This window comes from Pantoea sp. FN0305, assembly GCF_050113845.1.
Taxonomy (GTDB): domain Bacteria; phylum Pseudomonadota; class Gammaproteobacteria; order Enterobacterales; family Enterobacteriaceae; genus Mixta; species Mixta alhagi.
Genome location: NZ_JBNJSN010000005.1, coordinates 134,148 through 154,640, shown reverse-complemented (window position 1 = coordinate 154,640; position 20,493 = coordinate 134,148). Strand labels below are relative to the sequence as shown.

At 54.1% G+C, this 20,493-nt stretch carries 16 protein-coding genes and 2 pseudogenes; 9 read left to right on the top strand and 9 right to left on the bottom strand.

Features of this window, described 5'->3' with window-relative positions:
* From ACQE3Y_RS11745 to tpx, 3 genes and pseudogenes are all read right to left on the bottom strand, one after another.
* Window positions 1-477, bottom strand: a complete 477-nt coding sequence (locus ACQE3Y_RS11745) for a DUF943 family protein (protein WP_426981739.1) — start codon at window positions 475-477, stop codon at window positions 1-3.
* Window positions 464-1,312: pseudogene (locus tag ACQE3Y_RS11740) on the bottom strand (DUF3289 family protein). The gene ACQE3Y_RS11745 and the pseudogene ACQE3Y_RS11740 overlap by 14 nt, the downstream one beginning before the upstream one ends.
* Window positions 1,313-1,552: 240 nt before the next feature.
* On the bottom strand, window positions 1,553-2,056 hold the full coding sequence (gene tpx / locus ACQE3Y_RS11735; protein WP_426972484.1) for a thiol peroxidase: 504 nt from the start codon (window positions 2,054-2,056) through the stop codon (window positions 1,553-1,555).
* A gap of 175 nt (window positions 2,057-2,231) precedes the next feature.
* On the opposite strand from tpx, the gene ycjG reads away from it, so the two are divergent.
* Window positions 2,232-3,209 carry an L-Ala-D/L-Glu epimerase gene (gene ycjG, locus ACQE3Y_RS11730; RefSeq protein ID WP_426981738.1) on the top strand — a complete coding sequence of 326 codons (978 nt, stop codon included), beginning with the start codon at window positions 2,232-2,234 and terminating at the stop codon, window positions 3,207-3,209.
* Here the strand turns inward: ycjG and mpaA are convergent.
* Complete coding sequence (gene mpaA, locus ACQE3Y_RS11725; protein WP_426981814.1) at window positions 3,206-3,931, bottom strand: murein tripeptide amidase MpaA; 726 nt, start codon at window positions 3,929-3,931, stop codon at window positions 3,206-3,208. The genes ycjG and mpaA overlap by 4 nt on opposite strands.
* A 154-nt stretch (window positions 3,932-4,085) precedes the next feature.
* Between mpaA and ACQE3Y_RS11720 the strand changes: the two genes are divergently transcribed.
* The 3 genes from ACQE3Y_RS11720 (at window position 4,086) to ACQE3Y_RS11710 (ending at window position 7,292) form a co-directional block, all read left to right on the top strand.
* Window positions 4,086-5,702 carry a peptide ABC transporter substrate-binding protein gene (locus ACQE3Y_RS11720; RefSeq protein ID WP_426981737.1) on the top strand — a complete coding sequence of 539 codons (1,617 nt, stop codon included), beginning with the start codon at window positions 4,086-4,088 and terminating at the stop codon, window positions 5,700-5,702.
* 178 nt (window positions 5,703-5,880) lie between these two features.
* Entirely contained in the window at window positions 5,881-6,864 is a 984-nt protein-coding gene (gene zntB / locus ACQE3Y_RS11715; protein ID WP_085072352.1) for a zinc transporter ZntB, read from the top strand.
* A 272-nt stretch (window positions 6,865-7,136) separates the two neighbouring features.
* Window positions 7,137-7,292, top strand: coding sequence for a hypothetical protein (locus ACQE3Y_RS11710; RefSeq protein WP_426981736.1), 156 nt, complete (start codon window positions 7,137-7,139; stop codon window positions 7,290-7,292).
* A gap of 53 nt (window positions 7,293-7,345) precedes the next feature.
* Here ACQE3Y_RS11710 and ttcA read toward each other — a convergent pair whose 3' ends face one another.
* The 3 genes and pseudogenes from ttcA to ACQE3Y_RS11695 all read right to left on the bottom strand — a co-directional run bounded on the left by ttcA (window position 7,346) and on the right by ACQE3Y_RS11695 (window position 10,694).
* Window positions 7,346-8,281, bottom strand: coding sequence for a tRNA 2-thiocytidine(32) synthetase TtcA (gene ttcA, locus ACQE3Y_RS11705; protein WP_426972488.1), 936 nt, complete (start codon window positions 8,279-8,281; stop codon window positions 7,346-7,348).
* A gap of 44 nt (window positions 8,282-8,325) precedes the next feature.
* Window positions 8,326-8,538 (bottom strand): annotated as a pseudogene (locus tag ACQE3Y_RS11700) (site-specific integrase); the annotation flags it as partial.
* A gap of 164 nt (window positions 8,539-8,702) precedes the next feature.
* The gene (locus ACQE3Y_RS11695; RefSeq protein WP_426972490.1) at window positions 8,703-10,694 is read right to left on the bottom strand and encodes a BCCT family transporter; all 1,992 of its coding nucleotides are present in this window, start codon (window positions 10,692-10,694) and stop codon (window positions 8,703-8,705) included.
* A gap of 331 nt (window positions 10,695-11,025) precedes the next feature.
* On the opposite strand from ACQE3Y_RS11695, the gene ACQE3Y_RS11690 reads away from it, so the two are divergent.
* A complete protein-coding gene (locus tag ACQE3Y_RS11690; RefSeq protein WP_426981735.1) occupies window positions 11,026-11,298 on the top strand; it encodes a putative hemolysin in 273 nt (90 codons plus the stop codon).
* A 36-nt stretch (window positions 11,299-11,334) separates the two neighbouring features.
* Here the strand turns inward: ACQE3Y_RS11690 and ACQE3Y_RS11685 are convergent, their stop codons facing one another.
* A complete protein-coding gene (locus ACQE3Y_RS11685; protein ID WP_085071654.1) occupies window positions 11,335-12,327 on the bottom strand; it encodes a 2-hydroxyacid dehydrogenase in 993 nt (330 codons plus the stop codon).
* Window positions 12,328-12,511: 184 nt separating this feature from the next.
* On the opposite strand from ACQE3Y_RS11685, the gene ACQE3Y_RS11680 reads away from it, so the two are divergent.
* From ACQE3Y_RS11680 to ACQE3Y_RS11670, 3 genes are read left to right on the top strand one after another with little or no spacing between them, the layout of a single operon-like run.
* On the top strand, window positions 12,512-15,139 hold the full coding sequence (locus ACQE3Y_RS11680; RefSeq protein ID WP_426981813.1) for a YdbH family protein: 2,628 nt from the start codon (window positions 12,512-12,514) through the stop codon (window positions 15,137-15,139).
* Entirely contained in the window at window positions 15,129-15,314 is a 186-nt protein-coding gene (locus tag ACQE3Y_RS11675; RefSeq protein ID WP_085071656.1) for a YnbE family lipoprotein, read from the top strand. The genes ACQE3Y_RS11680 and ACQE3Y_RS11675 overlap by 11 nt, the downstream gene beginning before the upstream one ends.
* Window positions 15,315-15,325: 11 nt before the next feature.
* Window positions 15,326-15,649, top strand: coding sequence for a YdbL family protein (locus ACQE3Y_RS11670; RefSeq protein ID WP_426973061.1), 324 nt, complete (start codon window positions 15,326-15,328; stop codon window positions 15,647-15,649).
* Between the two features lie 76 nt (window positions 15,650-15,725).
* Here ACQE3Y_RS11670 and ACQE3Y_RS11665 read toward each other — a convergent pair whose 3' ends face one another.
* Window positions 15,726-16,325, bottom strand: coding sequence for an FMN-dependent NADH-azoreductase (locus ACQE3Y_RS11665; protein WP_426972492.1), 600 nt, complete (start codon window positions 16,323-16,325; stop codon window positions 15,726-15,728).
* A gap of 254 nt (window positions 16,326-16,579) precedes the next feature.
* Between ACQE3Y_RS11665 and hrpA the strand changes: the two genes are divergently transcribed.
* The gene (hrpA, locus tag ACQE3Y_RS11660) at window positions 16,580-20,482 is read left to right on the top strand and encodes an ATP-dependent RNA helicase HrpA (protein WP_426981734.1); all 3,903 of its coding nucleotides are present in this window, start codon (window positions 16,580-16,582) and stop codon (window positions 20,480-20,482) included.
* Window positions 20,483-20,493: the final 11 nt, after the last annotated feature.

Sequence of the window (20,493 nt, the reverse complement as noted above, 5' to 3'; positions counted from 1 at the left end):
TCAAGGGTCCGTGACCTTAAATGACTCGGATCTATCAAGTTTCCCGTTATTTCTTAATATATATTTCCCCTTACCTAAACTGAAAAAAACTTGTTTATCCCGGTTGCTGTAAACGGTCATTATGGCATTCTTATTAATGCAGCGAAGCTCGCTTTTGATTTCATCAAAGCAGAGCCGCTCATCAATTATATCCTTTTGATAACCATCACCAAACAGAAAAATGGTGGCCCAAAAAGTACCATCCTCATCAAGATAGGGGGCGTTATACTTCTCTTTTAATATAGCACGATTTTCCAGCCACCAGCTGATTTTCCCCTTATCGGTAAAAGGGAAGTTTTTAACCAGAACAGCTGTTGAACTTCTGCCTCTCTTGTGAACAGCAACAATTTCTACTGGCCGCAAAAAGAACCAGAGCAGGTAAATCAGCAGCGCGGCAGCGGCCAGCAGCAGAACAGCGTGTTTTTTACTTATCTGCATTGGACCCTCCGGTAATTTTAATATCGGCACTCATACTGGTCATAAAAGGCTTAAAGCCAAAGCGATGATAGCGCTGCAGCACAAACCAGATGCGGAACAGTCGGAAATTACTAAACAGGATATTATGTATATCCTCAGAGTCCAGTCCGAAGTGATCCTACACCTTATAATGCACCCTCGCGCAGTAATGATTTTTCTCAATATGTAGGGATTTTAACGTAATATGAGTTGCCCAGGTATCGTGAACGCTGATGCCCAACCCGTTAAAGCTGTCCTGTAATCTGTTAAACTTAGGCAGGCGCCCTTCCTGAATGCTCTCTTCATGTTTGTATTTAAGTCCCGATGGAAAACAGCCGTTTTCCCAGTCAATATTTTTAGACAGGGCATTGCTTATTTTTAGAAGCGTACTGTTCTCAATATTATTATCATTCATAATATGCTGTTTTAACGCGCTGTTAAGATACAGGCTTTCGAATGGAAAACCGCTGTTATCCTCCATATGCGTAATCATCTCATCAATTACCTGTCTGTAGGGGCCAAAAAGCGCAAAGGCCTGTGCCAGATGTCGAAACTCAGCAAACAGAATGCGGGCGCACGCCTGCGGCGTGATTTTTTTTCCTGGACGGTGAGAACCATGAAACATGGACTGCGGCTGACTGAAAGGGCTAAGCGTTGTCAGCGTATAAGGATCCGCCTGGGTAGAAACATCCACCAGCTGGAATTCTCTTTTTAATTGTGTTTCTGTTAAATCACCGCAGCGCATATCGCTGGCACCATAGTCATCCATTCTTTTTTGGGTTTTAAACAGACTGCAGGGAAAGGTTAGTGCATCCATTGCGATTCCATCCTGTTTTATCATCCATGTTGCGTGTTGCGCTGGAATAATAATCGGGTGCCGGCGGGTTGTAAATTGCCGTTTTCGCTAGCGGGCGTATAATTTATTATTAAATAAAATCAATGGTAACGCGATGCGTTAATTAAATGACGCGAAGAATAAAGACCGGCTGATAAAGGGAAGGCGATCGGCGTTATTAAAAAATCGCCCCCAAAAGGAGGCGATAAAATTATTTATCAATTATTTCAACGCAGCCAGTGCCGCGTCGTAATCTGGTTCGGTGGTGATTTCATTAACCAGCTGGCTATAAATCACCGTATCGTTTTCATCCAGCACCACAACCGCACGCGCCGTCAGGCCCTGCAGTGGACCATCGGCGATCGCTACGCCGTAATCATCTTTAAAGCTGCCGCCGCGCAGAGTAGAGAGCGTGACAACGTTTGACAGGCCGTCGGAGCCGCAGAAGCGTGACTGGGCAAAAGGCAGATCGGCAGAAATACAGAGAACAACGGCATTATCCATTTCGCCCGCCAGCTGATTAAACTTACGCACCGATGCGGCACAAACGCCGGTATCGATACTGGGGAAAATGTTCAGCACTTTACGTTTGCCGACGTACTCAGAAAGGGAAACGTCAGCCAGGTTTTTAGCAACCAGCGTAAAGGGTTTCGCTTTTTCGCCAGCCTGCGGCAGTTGGCCTGCTACGCTAACCGGATTACCCTGAAAATGAACGGTCTGAGACATAATCTATCCTTTTACTTTTGCTTAACAAGATTCACAGTGTAAAGGAACGAGCAAAGGTGAGACAGTGAAATTATATAGCAGACAACGCCGGTTATGGCACGCGTCGGCAATCTCCTGTTTGCTGCACATAGCGCAACTGCGCTGAACGCCTCTTCTGACTAACGAGAGAAAAAATATGAGGACGGTTAAAGTTTATCCCGAGGACTGGCCGCTTAATAAGCCGTTTGTTATTTCGCGCGGCAGCCGTGAGCAGGCGGGTGTAGTGGTGGTAGAGCTGGAAGAAAATGGCATCAAAGGCGTAGGGGAATGCACGCCTTACCGGCGCTATGGCGAAAGCGAGGCTTCGGTGCTGGCGCAAATTAGCTTGCTGCTGCCGCAGCTGGAAATGGGCATGACACGCGAAGCGCTGCAGGAGGCGCTGCCGGCGGGTGCGGCGCGCAACGCCATTGACTCTGCGCTGTGGGATCTCGCCTGTCGCCAGCAGCAGCAGACGCTGTGTCAGTTGCTTGGTGTTACGCTGCCCGGCCGGGTGAGTATGGCGCAAACCGTTACGCTGGATACGCCGGAATCAATGGCAAGCAGCGCGCTGGCGCTCTGGGAAAATGGGGCCATGCTGTTAAAAATCAAGCTGGATGACCATCTGATTACTGAGCGGCTAATGGCGATTCGCAGCGCGGTCCCGCAGGCGCGGCTGATTGTGGATGCCAATGAATCCTGGCATAGCGAAGGGCTGGCGGCGCGCTGCCAGTTGTTGGCCGATTTGGGGGTTGAAATGCTGGAGCAACCGTTACCGGCAAGCGAGGATGAAGCGCTGGCAAATTTTATTCATCCGTTACCGGTCTGCGCCGACGAAAGCTGCCATACGCGCAGCAGTCTGCCGGCATTGCGCCAGCGCTATGAAATGATCAATATCAAGCTGGATAAAACCGGTGGCCTTACCGAAGCGCTGGCGCTGGCCAGCGCAGCGGAAGAGGCGGGCTTTATGCTTATGCTGGGCTGTATGCTTTGCACTTCACGCGCCGTCAGCGCCGCGCTGCCGCTGGTGCCGCGCGCGCGCCTTATCGATCTTGATGGCCCGACATGGCTGGCGGTGGATGTGGATCCTGGCCTGCGCTTTAGCAGCGGAGAAATTGACCTTACCTCTACGGATTAACGCCTCTTTTGTGTCTCAGGCTGCCAGTAAAGCAGTCCGGTTAAGGCTGGCAGATAACGTTCCGTCGCCTCATCGGCAGAAACCGGCGGCAGCTCGGCGGTAATGCAGGGGAGGCCAATATCAGCGCACCAGCTTCCGAACGAACCGGGGGTGCTGTAGCCAACGCTGGAGACCAGCGGCAGCCCTGTCTGTTCAGCTAACCAGCCGCCGAGCTGGCTATGCTGCGGATCCTCAATGCAGGCCAGCGGTTCATGCAGGGAGACGACCCAGGCAGGCCGCAGCGTATGAATCAGCTGACAGAGCGCTGCGGTTTCCGGCTCTGAGGCGGCACGCGCACCGGTAGAAAGCTTTACGTCACGTTGTTCAGCGCTACTGTTCCAGCGATATACCGTTTCACCAGCCTGCCAGTTCGCTGCCGGAAAGTTACGGTTAAGATCGACGCCGTTGGCATTGGCGCGCAAGCCTAGCTGGCAGCCATCGGGATTAACCGCCAGTACCAGATGATGCCGCCGCAGACGGGCAGGCAACGTGCGCAATGCACAGGAAAGGGTTACCACGGCAGCGCCTTCGTCACCGTGCGTGCCGGCCAGAATCAGCCCGCTATCGCGTGCCGCCGGCGGCGCCGGGAACCAGAGCAGCGGCGCTCCCAATACCGACGTGCCGTAACGCGTCATCTCCGCCGTCAGCGCGCCGCGTTGTGAACGCGGCTGTTGCATTGTCATCATTCGCTCCTGTGAAAAAAGTCGCAGAACCGGCGGCGCGGCCACTGCAATAAGCAAAACAGCTGGTTCAGGATCAATTATTTGCGCTAAAGTGCCGGTTAGCATAAGCCACCAATATGTTTTGCCAAACCGGCAGCTTTAAGGGTAGGACAAGATGAAATCATTTCGCATTGCGCTGGGTGCCTTTTTAACCGCCTCGCTGTTAACCACGGCGCAGGCTGCACAGGTGGCCCCTGGCGACCAGCTGGCAGAACGGCAGAATATCGTGCGCCATATCAAAGATGAACCGGCGTCGCTCGATCCGCAAAAGGCTGTGGGACTCCCTGAAATCCAGGTAATGCGCGATCTGTTCGAAGGGTTAACCAACCAGGATGCGCAGGGAAACGTTGTGCCGGGCGTGGCGCAAAGCTGGCAGAGCAATGATAACCAGAGCTGGATCTTCACGCTGCGAGAGGATGCTCGCTGGTCAGACGGCAAGCCGGTAACGGCCCAGGATTTTGTCTACAGCTGGCGGCGTCTGGTTGACAGTAAAAATGCCTCGCCTTTCGCCTGGTTTGCCGGGCTGGCGGCTATTCATAACGCCGGGGCGATAACGCAGGGTAAACTGCCGCCCGAGAGCCTTGGCGTCACCGCGCTGGATAAAACCCATCTTAAGGTAACGCTCGATCGACCTGTTGCCTGGTTTCCCGGTCTCACCGCGCATGTCAGTCTCTATCCAGTACCGCAAAAGGCGATTGAGGCGTGGGGCGATGCCTGGACCAGACCGGGTAATCTGATCGGCAACGGCGCGTATCAGCTAAAGGAACGGGTAGTAAATGAAAAAATTGTGCTGGTGCGTAATCAGAATTATTGGGATAACGCACATTCGGTACTGAATCAGGTTACGTTCTTGCCGATTAACGAAGAGTCCAGCGCCACCAAACGCTATCGCGCAGGGGATATCGATATTACCGAATCCTTCCCGAAAAACCTCTACGGCATGCTAAAGAAAAACATTCCGGATGAGGTCTATACGCCCGATCAGCTGGGAACCTATTACTATGCGTTTAATACGCAGCGCGGGCCGACCGCCGATGCGCGCGTGCGTCGGGCGCTCTCCTGGAGCATTGACCGTCGCATTATCGCCGAAAAAGTGTTGGGCACCGGCGAAAAACCTGCCTGGCATCTCACCCCGGAGGTGGTAAGCAGTTTTAATCCCAAACCCTCCTTTTTGCAGCAGCACACCCAGGCCGAACTGAATATGCAGGCGAAGGCGCTGCTGGCTGCGGCTGGCTATGGGCCAAACCGGCCGCTGCGGCTGTCGCTGCTGTATAACACATCAGAAAACCATCAGAAGATTGCCATTGCGGTGGCCTCAATGTGGAAGAAAAACCTCGGCGTAGAGGTGAAACTGCAAAATCAGGAGTGGAAAACCTATATCGACAGCCGCAACAGCGGCAATTTCGACGTGATCCGTGCCTCCTGGATTGGCGATTATAATGAGCCTTCCACCTTTCTTAGCCTGCTGACTTCCAGCCACAGCGGTAATATCGCTAAGTTCCATAATGTGGATTACGATGCGGTGTTGGCGAAGGCGAGCCGGGAAAACAACGCGCAGGCGCGTAACGAGGATTACAATCGCGCAGAGCAGATCCTTGATGAGCAGGCGCCGATCGCGCCGATTTATCAATATACCAACGGGCGCTTAATCAAGCCCTGGGTGAAAGGCTATCCCATTAATAACCCTGAAGACGTTGCCTACAGTCGCCAGCTCTATATCCTCAAACACTAAGCGTACAGGGCGGTCATAGCGCGTGGTTTATGCGCTATGACCGTCTCGCCGCTGCTTTTCTTTTTTCGCACAGACCGCGACGCTATTTATTGAACATGCCCGCGACGCCGAAAGATTGATTCTGCCTGGCGTCAGGCTAGACTGTAGCGTTTGAATTCAGCTGATTATGAGGCATGACGTGAACGTCATTGAAGGAAAAGCGCTACAGGTTTCAGGTGCGATTATCGCCTGCCAGCTTGACGGGCAGGGCGGCCTGATCCCGATTGAAGATAAAGATGTGATTCATTGCGAGCGCCCCTGCTGGCTTCATCTCAATTATACCCACCGCGAAAGCGCCGAGTGGCTCTCTTCTACGCCGCTCATCCCGGATGCGGTACGCGATGCGCTGGCCGGAGACAGTCTGCGCCCACGCGTTAGCCGTCTGGGCGATGGTTTTATGATTACGCTACGCAGCGTGAACCGCAACAGCGATTCACGACCTGAACAGCTGGTGGCTATTCGCGTTTTTATTAACGATAAGCTGATTGTTTCCACGCGGCGGCGCAAGGTGAACGCTATCGATGAAGTGCTCTCCGAGCTGCAAAACGGCAATGGTCCGGTGGATGGCGGAAGCTGGCTGGTAGAGCTTTGCGATGTGCTGACCGATCACACCAGTGAATTTATCGAAGATCTGCAGGATAAAATTATTGAGCTGGAAGATGCGTTAATGGATCAGCGCGTACCGGCTCGTGGCGAACTGGCGCTGCTGCGTAAGCAGCTGATAGTGATGCGCCGTTATATGACGCCACAGCGTGATGTCTATGCGCGTCTGGCCAGCGAAAAGCTGGGCTGGATGGATGACAATGAACGTCGTCGCATGCAGGAAATTGCTGACCGGCTTGGCCGTGGGCTGGATGACTTAGCCGCCAGCGTGGCGCGCACGGCGGTGCTGGCAGATGAGATCGCATCGATAATGCAGGAGGCGATGAACCGGCGAACCTACACCATGTCGCTGCTGGCGATGCTTTTTCTGCCGACAACCTTCCTGACCGGTCTGTTTGGCGTCAACCTGGGCGGTATCCCGGGAGCGGAAAGCCGCTATGGCTTTGCGATTTTCTGCCTGATGTTAGTGTTGCTGGTGGCTGGCGTTGCCCTGTGGTTACATAAACGTAAGTGGCTATAGCAAAAGCAAACGGGTAACCAGAAAAGGGGAGAAAAGCTGATCGACGTCAATAAACTGTAGGCAGGGCTGGGGCAAACTCTCTTCCGCAGGTGAATGCAACGTCAAGCGATGGGCGTTGCGCTCCATATTGTCTTACTTCCTTTTTTTGAATTACTGCATAGCACAATTGATTCGTACGACGCCGGCCTTAAAGCCGGCTTTTTTTTGCCGCTTCGCCATCCCTGCGCAATTTCTTCTACGCTTAAGAAACCGAGCAACCTGAGGAAGAACCTATGCCGATTTTGTGGATGACCAGCCCGATTTCCGCTTCCGACCCGATACCCACCGATCCGGTCCCTGTTCCTGAGCCTATCCCGCAGCCGCAGCCCGTTCCCGACCCAATGCCGGATCCCGAGCCGATTCTCGATCCGCCGCCGCATATGAAATAATTTATCACAATCCTGGCACCATACTGGCTGTTACCGGTATGGCGCCAGCGTGCTTATTTGATTTCCAGAATATCCAGGCGCTGTCCCACAGGCGCATCTTCTTCTTCATCCGGCTGCCAGCCAACCGGCTGAAGCGGTAAAGATTCACGATCGAAAGCCAGATCGCCACCATCCACCACTTCGCTGCCATGTTTAATCGATTTAAAATCAAACAGCGTCGTATCGGCCAGATGCGACGGAACCACGTTTTGCATGGCGCTGAACATGGTCTCAATGCGACCCGGATAGCGTTTATCCCAGTCGCGCAGCATATCGGCAATCACCTGACGTTGCAGGTTCGGCTGCGAACCGCACAGGTTGCACGGAATAATCGGATACTGACGCGCAATGGCAAAGCGTTCGATATCCTTTTCACGGCAGTAGGCCAGCGGGCGGATCACAATATGCTTGCCGTCATCGCTCATCAGCTTCGGCGGCATGCCTTTCATTTTCCCGCCGTAGAACATATTCAAAAACAGCGTTTGCAGAATATCGTCACGGTGATGTCCCAGGGCGATTTTGGTGCAGCCCAGCTCCGTAGCGGTACGGTAAAGAATGCCGCGACGCAGGCGAGAGCAGAGCGAGCAGGTAGTTTTGCCTTCCGGAATTTTATCTTTAACGATGCCGTAGGTGTTTTCTTCGACGATTTTATATTCAACGCCGATCGATTCCAGATATTGCGGCAGCACATGTTCCGGGAAGCCAGGCTGTTTCTGATCGAGGTTAACCGCAATCAGTGAGAAATTAACCGGCGCGCTCTGCTGCAGGTTACGCAGGATCTCTAGCATGGTGTAACTGTCTTTACCGCCGGACAGGCAAACCATAATACGATCGCCTTCTTCGATCATATTAAAATCGGCAATCGCTTCGCCCACGTTACGACGCAGGCGCTTTTGCAGTTTGTTCAGATTGTATTGTTCTTTCTTATTAACGGTTTGATCTTGTTGCATTTTATAGTGTCTCAATAACCATGGGGCATACAGTGCAAAGTTTCTTACCGCACCAGCCAGATTTTCAGCTTCTCTACCTGTTTCCCGTTCATCTCTTCAAACCAGGTAGAATAGGTTTCATGCATCCTCTGCACGTTCTTAAGCCCCATCTGGTGAGCTATAAATAACGGGTTAGCGCCGGCAGATAACAGCCAACATGCGAAAGTATGCCGCGTATGGTACGGATTACGCCGCCGAATTCCAGTATGTTTTATTGCCTTAGCCGATGCGCTTTATTTCTGAGCTGAATGAAAACGATTTTTCATCGTTTAACGGATGGCTGAAAAGCGGGAACAAGATGTAGCAAAGCGAAGTAAGTAAAAGCGGGTAACGTGCCGACAGATCCCTCTGTCGGCAGTTGCTCTGTTATCAGAACGCGTGATTAACGAACCACATGTAAAAAGTGCAGATGTTTTTCATATTGATCCAGAATATCGTGAAGGATCTGCTCCTGCGTCCAGCCCATCACATCATAATCCTGGCCACCTTCTTTCAGGTAAACTTCCGCCCGATAATACTTTTGTTCATCGTCCTTTTCGCTATCGCCTATTGCCGCCAGAGCAAAAGTTGGCTGCAAATAGGAGCGTAGCCGGACCTCATAAACAAAGTTCAGCTCGTTGCCCAGATCAACTTCGAAATGAATGCGATCGTCACCATCCTCAGTACGCGAAGGCGTATTCTGCTTGGCCAGCTCCGCTTCAACCATCTTCATCGCTGGGGTAATCACTTCATTCATAAAGCGTCTGACCTGCGAACGTTTCGGGAAATAGGCGATATTACGCAGCCTGCGTTGCCAGGAAATAGGATTGCGTGCCGCAGTAGGCGCGATAGTCGCTATCTGTTTACTGTCGCGTTTCCATGCATCCAGACGCAACGCTTTTAAAAGCCCATACATCGATATCAGCAGGATGATAGCGAAGGGCAGTGCACTGGCGATCGTCACGGTTTGCAAAGCTTTCATGCCGCCGGCCAGCAGTAGCGTGATGGCAACCACACCCATCAATCCAGCCCAAAAGATACGCTGCCAGATCGGTGTTTTATCTGTCCCACCGGAAGCAAGCGTATCTACGACCATCGCACCCGAGTCAGCCGAAGTAACGAAAAAGACTACGACCATCGCCATCGCGACAAAAGAGAGCACCGAGCTAAAAGGGAAGTGCTCCAGGAAATTAAACAGCGCCAACGTTTGATCGGCCTGAACGGTTTCGGCCAGGTCGCGCGCGCCTTTTTGCATAATTAGCCAGATAGCGCTGTTGCCGAAAAAGGTCATCCACAGCAGGGTGAAGCCCGCAGGAACAAAAAGGACGCCGGAAACAAACTCACGAATGGTTCGGCCACGTGAGACACGAGCGATAAACATGCCGACAAACGGCGACCATGCCAGCCACCATCCCCAGTAAAACAGCGTCCAGCCACCCAGCCATTTGCTGGACTTAGGCTCATAGGCATAAAGGTTGAATGTCTTGGTTACGATCTCAGAAAGGTAGCCGCCGGTATTTTCTACAAAAGATTTCAGTAGCAGGACGGTTGGACCAAGAATACCCACCATAATCAGCAGTAATACGGCCAGGCTCAGGTTGATTTCAGACAGAATACGGATCCCCTTATCGAGCCCCGATACCACTGAAAGCGTTGCCAGCGCGGTTATCACCACAATTAAAATAACCTGTACGGTTTCATTAACCGGCAGGCCGAAAAGATGGTTCAGTCCGGCGTTAACCTGCAAAACACCATACCCCAGTGATGTTGCGACACCTAACACCGTACCGATAACGGCAAAAATATCGACGGCGTGTCCCATCCAGCCATAAATACGATCGCCAATAATCGGGTAGAGCGCCGAGCGCAACGTCAGCGGCAAACCATGACGGTAGCTGAAAAAGGCCAGTATCAGGGCGACAATCGCATAAATTGCCCAGGCATGAAGCCCCCAGTGGAAAAAGGTGATACGTAGCGCTTCTTTCGCGGCCTGAATGGTTTCCGGTGTGCCGGTGGGCGGCGCCATATAGTGCATCACAGGCTCAGCCACCCCAAAGAACATCAGCCCGATACCCATTCCGGCAGAAAAGAGCATCGCGAACCAGGAGATATAGCTAAAATCGGGTTCGGCATGATCGGGTCCCAGCTTGATATCGCCATAACGCGACATGCCCAGGTAGGTCACGGTCAGTAAGATCAGGGCGACAACCAGAATGTAAAACCAGCTCGCATTGGTAAACAGGGCGCTTTGCAACGCGCCTAACTGGCGTTCAGCCTGTTCAGGAAACATCGCCGAGAAGGCGACCAGCAGGAAAATTAAAACTGCGGAAGTATAAAAAACCGGCGGATTGATTTGGCTGCGTTTAGCTTTAAGTACGGGTTCATTTTGATTCATTGTTTACCTTTGACGCGATTGAAACTGCGTTAAATGTAACAATCAGTATGAAATAGTTAAACCCGGGATGTAATAAATTTATGTTTTTTTGCTCCGATAAAGGGATTTTTTAGAGAAAAATGCAATTTTTCCAGGTAAATCTTGTTTACCCGATGGGGGCTGACTGCCTATGGCATCATATTTTCAGTGAATTCTATAAGCGAAACGAGAATATTCCTGGTGACTTTCTAACAGGAAAATAACGTAAAAAGATGTTTCCTGTCTCGACGCCCGCATTAACGTCGCTTATGCTGGCAAAGCCTTGACCCCCATCATTCCCGGAGCCCGACCAATGAAAGCAGCCACTTTTCTGCTTGCTGGCGCTGCGCTGCTGCTTAGCGCATGCAGCAGCAGTGACAATGAGCCGCCACAGCAGGCTACTGCCGCGCATGTTCAGCCCAGAGTCAGTATGTCCTCTCTGGCAGAAAGCAACTGCGCCCTCGCGGGCGGAACCCTGGCATTTTCTCGTCAGCTGGACGGCAGCAGTACGGGAATGTGTCAGTTAGCCAACGGGCGTCGCTGTAGTGAGCGCGCGCTGGAAAGCGGAAGCTGCACGCGCTTTTAACCTTTTGGTGCGCACAGGGCGCACCAGAAAGAGTGACTAAACGCTGACCTCATTCGGGCAGGCCTCGCCTTTTGCCAGCTGTTGCAGGTTAGAGAGCGTGGTTTCTGAAATGGCGGTGAGCGCTTCAGCGGTTAAGAAGGCCTGATGACCGGTAAACAGAACGTTATGGCAGGCTGAAAGGCGACGGAACACATCGTCCTGAATCACGTCGTTGGATTTGTCTTCAAAGAACAGATCGCGTTCATTTTCATAGACGTCCATGCCAAGCGAACCAATTTTCTGCTGTTTCAATGCCTCGATCGCGGCCTGAGAATCCACCAGTCCGCCACGGCTGGTATTGATGATCATTACTCCATCCTTCATCTGGCTGAATGCAGCGGCATCCAGTAAATGATGGTTATCCGCCGTCAGCGGACAGTGCAGGGTAATCACATCGGATTCTTTAAACAGGCTTTTGATATCGACATATTCTGCGCCCAGATCCAACGCCTGTGGGTTTGGGTAAGGATCGAACGCCAGCAGACGCATGCCAAAACCCTTTAAAATCCGCAGCGTCGCGATACCGATTTTACCGGTGCCCACCACGCCAGCGGTACGTCCATGCATATTAAAACCGATTAATCCCTCCAGAGAGAAGTTGGCGTCGCGGGTGCGCTGATAGGCGCGATGAATACGACGGTTAAGCGTCATCATCATGCCTACCGCATGTTCCGCCACCGCTTCCGGCGAATAGGCCGGTACGCGTACCACTTTCAGGCCCAGCTCGGCGGCCGCCGCTAAATCAACATTATTAAAACCGGCGCAGCGTAATGCGATGATTTTTACACCCTGGGCGCTAAGGATTTCCAGCACCGGGCGGCTGGCGTCATCATTAACAAAAATACAGACGGCTTCACAATTGACGGCGTTTATCGCAGTACGTTCGGTCAGCAAAAAATCAAAGTATTCGATATCGAAACCAAAGCGCTGGTTAACGTTATCCAGATATTTTTTGTCGTACTGTTTGGTGCTGTAGACCGCAAGCTTCATTGTCGACTCCTTATTATTGTCTCTTGATCCATTCTAGACTGGCAGGCCTGCGACGTAACTTTTAATCTGCTGCCCGCGCATCCGGCGCTGCGCAATACAGAAAAGCGTAGCGAAACCTTCACCCTGGGTAATGAACATGCCATCATAGCCGCAGGATTTTTTACCAAACAGGACCGTTATGGCAATGCGATGGCGCTTATCTTTTGCTCTGGCCTCGCTGCTGGCGCTGGTTCTGCTGGTGCTGGCGCTATTGAGCAGCGTGACGCACTGGCTGCCGCGCCTGGCGGGAATCTGGCTGCCTGTGGGCACAAGTATTGCGCTGGATGCTTCACCGCGCTGGCAACAGGGGGCGCTGCATTTTCCGGCGGTGCGCTATCTGGTTGCTGATTGCCAGCTGGCGGAGCTACAGCATCTCTCCCTGGGGTATCTGGGCTCGCGCTGGCAGGCGCGTGCGCAACGCCTGGTGCTGGACACCGCCTGCCTGAGCCGTTTACCCGCCGACAGTGACGCTGCCATTGCGCCGCGTTCGCTGGCGCAGTGGCAGGCGATGCTGCCATCTGCCGATGTTGCTATCGATCGTCTCATCATTAATCCTTATCAGAGCTGGTCTGGCGCGCTGCGGCTGACGCTGGATGCGGATGCGCAACGGCTCGACTATCAGGGCGATAATCTGCGTCTGCTGGCCGATTTGCAGGGGCAGCGTCTCTCGCTGCGCCAGCTAACGCTACAGGCGCCCACGCTTAGCGAACCGGTTAGTCTGCACGGTTCGCTGATGCTCACAGAATTTGCCAACGGCGTGCCGGAAAGCGGCGAGCTCGGCGGCAATTTTACCCTGACGCAAGTACCGCATCCGTTGCGTTTTACGCTGACATGGCAGCAGCAGCAGGGCCGCCTGGTACTGCAAACGCCGCAGGATGCCGAGCCGCTGGTGGATCTTCCCTGGCAGGTGACGCCGGAGCAGATCCGCATTGAAAGCGGACGCTGGCGCTGGCCGTGGGCAGCGCAGCCGCTGGCGGGTGGCGTCGCGCTGGCCTTCTCTCACTGGCAGCAGGGACTGGAAGCCACTGAAATTAGCGGACGGCTGAATATGCTGACGCAGGGCCGTGGCGGCAAAGGCAACATTGTGTTGACGCTGGGGCCAGGGCATTTATCCCTTACCGACAGCCAGCTACCGCTGCGCCTTACCGGAGAAAGCAAGCTGGCGGCGCTGCAGTTTTATGCCTCGCTACCCGGCACGCTGCAAGGTTCCCTGCTGGATCCGCAGTTATCTGTCGCGCCGGGCGCGCTGCTGCGTATGCGCGGACGCCTGCTTTCCACGCTGGAAGTTGACGAGGCGCGCTGGCCGCTGGCTGGGGTAAGCCTTTCCGCCTCCGGCATTAATGGTCGTTTGCAGGCGATTTTGCGCGCACACGATACCCAGAAAGGGCGCTTTACGCTGCATCTGGATGGTCGCGCCAGCGAATTCTGGCCCGATCGTGGGCGTTGGGCATGGCGCTACTGGGGCAACGGCTATCTGGCGCCGCTGGATGCCAAATGGGATGTGCAGGGCACCGGCAACTGGCAGGATAGCGCAATTGCGTTAACGACGCTCTCTACCGGATTTGACCGGCTCAGCTACAACATGACCAGGGTGAATCAGCCCCGACTGCGGCTGGCGCAGCCGCTGGTCTGGCAGCGCGATACCGGGCAGGCCACGTTTCACGGTAAAATCACGCTTGATGCTGCAGCGACCCGCTTTGAAAGCGGTGGTTATCTGCCGCCGTCGCGGCTGGAACTCACGCTAAAAGGCAGCGATCCGGCGCATTTTTTGTTTAACGGCAGCCTACAGGCGGAGTCGATCGGCCCGATTCGCGTGCATGGTCGCTGGGACAGCGAGCGTTTGCGCGGACAGGCCTGGTGGCCGGCGCAATCCCTGACGGTTTTCCAGCCTCTGCTTAGCCCCGATTTGAAAATGAAAATTACCGGCGGCACGCTATGGGCGCAGGTGGCCTTTTCCGCTGCTGAACAGCAGGGCTTTACCGCAGGTGGCCACTGGGTGGTGCAAAAGGGTGCGTTATGGATGCCGGATAACAGCATTGAAGGGGTTGATTTCTCACTGCCGTTTCGTCTGCATCAGAGCCGCTGGTCACTGGGCACGCATGGTCCCGTATCGCTGCGCATCAAAAAAATCAATAACCAGTTTCTGATCCATGATGTTACCGCCCAGCTCCAGGGCAGCTGGCCGTGGCAGGAGAGCGAACCGCTTACGCTGAGCAACGTCAGTCTGGCGCTGCTGGGCGGCACGCTGAGCCTGCAGCAGTTGCGTCTGCCGCAGCATCAGCCCGCGGTTATTCGTCTGCGCGAGATTAGCCTGAGCGAGCTGATCACCGCCCTTAAGCCAAAGCAGATCGCCATGTCCGGGCGCATCAACGGCGAGCTGCCGCTGTGGCTGGATAATTCCGCCTGGCTGGTTAAGGATGGCTGGATCGCTAACAGCGGCAACCTGACGCTGCGGCTGGATAAACAGATGGCTGACACCATAACGCAGAATAATATTGCCGCCGGTGCCGCACTGGACTGGCTGCGTTATATGGAAATCTCCCGTAGCTGGGCCAGGCTGAATCTCAATACCATCGGCGATCTCACCCTGCAGGCGGAAGTTAACGGCACCAGTCGTTTCAGCAATCGCGATCAGCATGTAAATCTGAACTATCGCCATCAGGAGAACCTGTTTCAGCTGTGGCGTAGCCTGCGGTTTGGCGATAATTTGCAATCCTGGGTAGAGCAAAACGCGGCTCTGCCTTCACAGAAGGACTCAAAGCATGAGAATTAATCGGATGCTGCTGCTGGCCTGTTGTTTTGGGTTAGGGGGCTGCGTACCGCGTATTGAGGTCGCGGCGCCAAAGGAACCGATTACCATCAATATGAATGTGAAAATCGAGCATGAAATCCATATCCGGGTAGATAAAGATGTGGAAGCGCTGCTGAAAGATCAGAATCTTTTTTAAGGAGCAGCATGATGAAAGGCTGGATCGCACTCTTTCTGCTTTGCATGTTGACGGCAACGCCGGCGCAGGCGCTGACGCTGGATGAGGCGCGTCAGCAGGGGCGCGTCGGCGAAACCCTGAGCGGCTATCTGGCGGCACGTCAGCATGACGCAGAGACAGAGGCGCTAATCACGCACATCAATCAGCAACGTGAGCAGCGTTATCGGGAAGTTGCGCAGCGTAACCAACTTTCTACCGCCGAAGTTGCGCGTATTGCCGGAGAAAAGCTGGTGCAGCGCGCCGCCGCCGGGGAGTATGTGCAGGGGATTAACGGCAGATGGGTAAGAAAACAGTAACGCGGCGGAGAGCCCAGGATAAAGCACAGGCGTGAGAATAACATGCTGGCCGCTGCAGCAGCGGCCAGCACCAGCATCAGGCGGTTGCCAGCTGCTGCAAAACGTCTTTTGCTTCAGCGGTGGCTTTGGTGGCCACTTCCGGGCCGTAAGCGATACCTTCAGCAAAAACGAAGCTCACGTCGGTAATGCCAATAAAGCCGAGGAATAACTGCACATAAGGGGTCAGCAGATCGGTAGGCGTATCTTTATGAATGCCGCCACGGCTGGAAATCACTACCGCACGTTTCCCTTTAACCAGACCTTCCGGGCCCGCTTCGGTATAGCGGAAAGTGACGCCAGCACGGGCGATCAAATCGAAATAGTTTTTCAGCTGAGTAGGGATATTGAAATTGTACATCGGCGCCGCAATAACAATCACATCGTGCGCGTTCAGCTCAGCAATCAGCTCATCAGAGAGCGCCAGCGCTTCCTGCTGACGCGGTGTCAGTTCGGCATCGGAAGGACGCAGTGCGCCGACCAGCTCGCCATCCAGTACCGGGATCGGGTTTGCAGCCAGATCGCGCACCGTTACCTGATCGCCGTTCGCACTGGCCTCGGCGACATAAAAATCGGCCAGCTGGCCTGACTGAGAGTAACCGGCAAGAATACTGGATTTTAAAACTAATACTTTGCTCATGCTGTTTTCCTGTCTGCTGATTAGGGAAGTCTGTTTGCTCAATGGTTTACACTGTAGGGAGTTTGACTCAGCAGTGAAAGCGCAATATTTCGAGTCCTATATTCAAAATTCCTGAACAAGTCCAGAGGCAATCTTTGTCAACACGCGGCCTGTGTTACCATACGCCGCAATAAATGAACGCAATGTCGGCCCGTGCCGACCACGCGGCGGCCATAACAGCAATCAGAAGCCGTTGTGTTAATAAGGTAATAACTATGTCTGTCGAATCAAACACATCGCCGCTGGCCCCTTTCTGGGCGCGGCTGGATAAGGTGACGCTGCGGGATCGCCAGCGCCTGCAACGTCGCCTGCACGGTGCTAAAAAGGTAAAAAACCCAACGGCCTGGCAGAGTATCGCCGAGGAGCTGGAGAAAGAGTTTGCGCTGGCTGAACAGCGTTTGCAGCAGCGCCAGGCGGCGACACCCGTTATTCGCTTTCCGGAAAATCTGCCGGTTAGCCAGAAACAGCAGGAGATTGCTGACGCCATTCGCGATCATCAGGTGATTATCGTGGCGGGTGAAACCGGCTCAGGTAAAACCACCCAGCTGCCGAAAATTTGTCTGACGCTGGGGCGCGGCGTCAAAGGATTGATCGGCCATACGCAGCCGCGTCGTCTGGCGGCGCGCACGGTAGCCAACCGTATTGCCGATGAGCTGGAAACCTCACTGGGCGGCTGCGTCGGCTATAAAGTGCGCTTTAACGATCAGGTCAGCGACAATACGCAGATCAAACTCATGACGGACGGTATTTTGCTGGCGGAAATTCAGCAGGACCGGCTGTTAATGCAGTACGACACCATCATTATCGATGAAGCGCATGAACGTAGCCTGAATATCGATTTTCTGCTGGGCTATCTGCGTGAGCTGTTGCCGCGCCGTCCCGATCTAAAAGTGATTATTACCTCGGCGACCATCGATCCGCAGCGCTTTTCACGCCATTTCAATAATGCGCCGGTGGTGGAAGTTTCCGGGCGCACTTATCCGGTCGAGGTGCGCTATCGTCCGGTGGTTAACGATGTGGATGACAGCGATCGCGATCAGCTGCAGGCAATTTTTGATGCGGTCGATGAGCTGGCACAGGAGAGCAGCGGCGATATCCTGATCTTTATGAGCGGCGAGCGTGAAATCCGTGATACCGCCGATGCGCTAAGCAAGCGCGACCTGCCGCATACGGAAATCCTGCCGCTTTACGCCCGCCTGTCCAACGCCGAGCAGAACCGGGTGTTTCAGTCACACAGCGGACGTCGCATCGTGCTGGCCACCAACGTCGCGGAAACCTCGCTTACGGTGCCCGGCATTAAATATGTTATCGATCCCGGCACCGCACGTATCAGCCGCTACAGCTACCGTACCAAAGTGCAACGTCTGCCGATCGAGCCGGTGTCGCAGGCATCGGCTAATCAGCGTAAAGGACGCTGTGGCCGCGTCTCTGAAGGGATCTGTATCCGTCTCTATTCCGAGGAGGACTTTTTAAGCCGCCCGGAATTTACCGACCCGGAAATCCTGCGTACCAACCTGGCATCGGTTATTTTGCAGATGACCGCGCTGGGGCTGGGCGATATCAGCGCCTTCCCGTTTGTTGAAGCGCCCGATAAGCGCAATATTCAGGATGGCGTGCGCCTGCTGGAAGAGCTGGGCGCGATTACCGAAGAGGAGAATGGCCGCTATCGCCTGACGCCGTCGGGCCGCCAGCTGGCGCAGTTGCCGGTGGATCCGCGTCTGGCGCGGATGGTGCTGGAAGCGCAGAAATATGGCTGCGTGCGCGAAGTGATGATTATCGTCGCGGCGCTCTCAATTCAGGATCCGCGTGAGCGACCGGTAGAAAAGCAGCAGGCCGCTGATGAGAAACATCGCCGCTTCGCCGATAAAGAATCTGACTTTATCGCCTTCGTTAACCTGTGGAACTATCTCCAGGAGCAGCAGAAAGCGCTGTCCGGCAACGCTTTTCGTCGCCAGTGTAAAACAGACTATCTCAACTATCTGCGCGTGCGCGAATGGCAAGATATTTATACCCAGCTGCGCCAGGTTGTACGTGAACTGGGCATGCCGGTAAACAGCGAACCGGCACCGTACCGTGAAATTCATACCGCGCTGCTGACCGGTTTGCTGTCGCATATCGGCATGAAGGATGCTGAGAAACAGGAGTTCAGCGGCGCGCGTAACGCTCGTTTCTCCATCTTCCCCGGCTCGTCGCTGTTTAAAAAGCCGCCAAAATGGACCATGGTCGCGGAGCTGGTGGAAACCAGCCGACTCTGGGGACGTATTGCCGCGCGGCTCGATCCCGAATGGATCGAGCCGATTGCCCAGCATCTGCTGAAACGCAGCTACAGCGAACCGCACTGGGAGAAAGCGCAGGGCGCGGTGATGGCGATGGAGAAAGTGACGCTGTACGGCCTGCCGATCGTGAACGCGCGCAAGGTCAACTATGGCAAAATCGATCCGCAGCTGTCGCGTGAATTGTTTATTCGTCATGCGCTGGTAGAGGGCGACTGGCAAACGCGCCACGCCTTCTTTAAGGCCAACCAGAAGCTGCGCAGCGAAGTAGAAGATCTGGAGCATAAATCGCGCCGCCGCGACATTCTGGTGGACGATGAAACGCTGTTTGCCTTTTATGACAGCCGCGTGGCGCATGAAGTGGTTTCCGCTCGTCACTTTGACAGCTGGTGGAAAAAGGCCAGTCAGCAAACGCCCGATCTGCTCAGCTTCGATAAAGAGATGTTGATTAAGCAGGGCGCGGATAAGGTCAGCAAACTGGATTATCCCAATTTCTGGCAACAGGGGAATCTCAAGCTACGCCTGAGCTATCAGTTTGAGCCCGGCGCTGATGCCGATGGCGTAACCGTACATATTCCGCTGCCGCTGTTAAATCAGGTCGAAGAGAGCGGCTTTGAATGGCAAATTCCCGGTCTGCGCCGCGAGCTGATTGTGGCGCTGATTAAATCGCTGCCGAAGCCGGTTCGACGTAATTTCGTGCCTGCGCCCAACTACGCCGAGGCATTCCTGGGGCGCGTGACCAGTACTGAAATGCCGTTAATGGATGCGCTGGAGCGGGAGTTCCGCCGCATGACCGGCGTGACTATTGACCGCGACGCCTGGCAATGGGATCAGGTACCCGATCACCTGAAAATCACCTTCCGCGTGCTGGATGAGCATAACCGCAAGCTGAAAGAGGGCAAAGATCTGACAGCGCTGAAGACGGCGCTGAAAAGCAAGGTGCAGGAGACGCTGTCGAAAGTGGCCGACGATGGGCTGGAGCAGAGCAACCTGCATATCTGGAGCTTTGGCGATCTGCCCAGCCAGTTTGAGCAGAAGCGCGGCAGCTACAGCGTGAAGGCCTGGCCGGCGCTGGTGGATGAAAAAGATAGCGTGGCGATTCGTCTGTTTGACAGTCAGCATGAGCAGCAAAAAATGATGTGGCGTGGTCAGCGCCGTCTGCTGCTGTTGAATATTCCTTCGCCAATCAAATATCTGCATGAAAAGCTGCCAAACAAAGCCAAGCTGGGGCTTTACTTTAATCCCTACGGCAAGGTGCTGGAGCTGATTGATGACTGCATTACCTGCGGCATTGATAAACTAATGGCGGAAAATGGCGGGCCGGTCTGGAAACATGAAGAGTATCAACAGCTGCATGAGAAGGTACGTGCCGGGCTGAACGACACGGTGGTGGAGATCGCCAAACTGGTCGAGCAGATCCTGACCGCGGTATTTAATATCAACAAACGGCTGAAAGGGCGCGTGGATATGACCATGGCGCTGGGGCTGTCAGATATTAAAGCGCAGATGAGCGGCCTGGTTTACCGTGGTTTTGTGACCCAGAACGGCTGGAAACGTCTGCCCGATACGCTGCGTTACCTGCGGGCGATTGAGCGGCGGCTGGAGAAACTGCCGGTTGATCCGCACAGCGATCGGGCGCGTATGTTGAAAGTGGAGCAGGTGCAGCAGGCCTGGCAGAGTTGGCTGAATAAGCTGCCGCCTGCCCGTCGCGATGATGAGGATGTGCAGGAAATCCGCTGGATGATCGAAGAGCTACGTGTCAGCTATTTCGCTCAGCAGCTTGGCACGCCTTATCCTGTCTCTGATAAACGCATCCTGCAGGCAATGGAGCAGATTGCCGCCTGATGCAGCCTGGC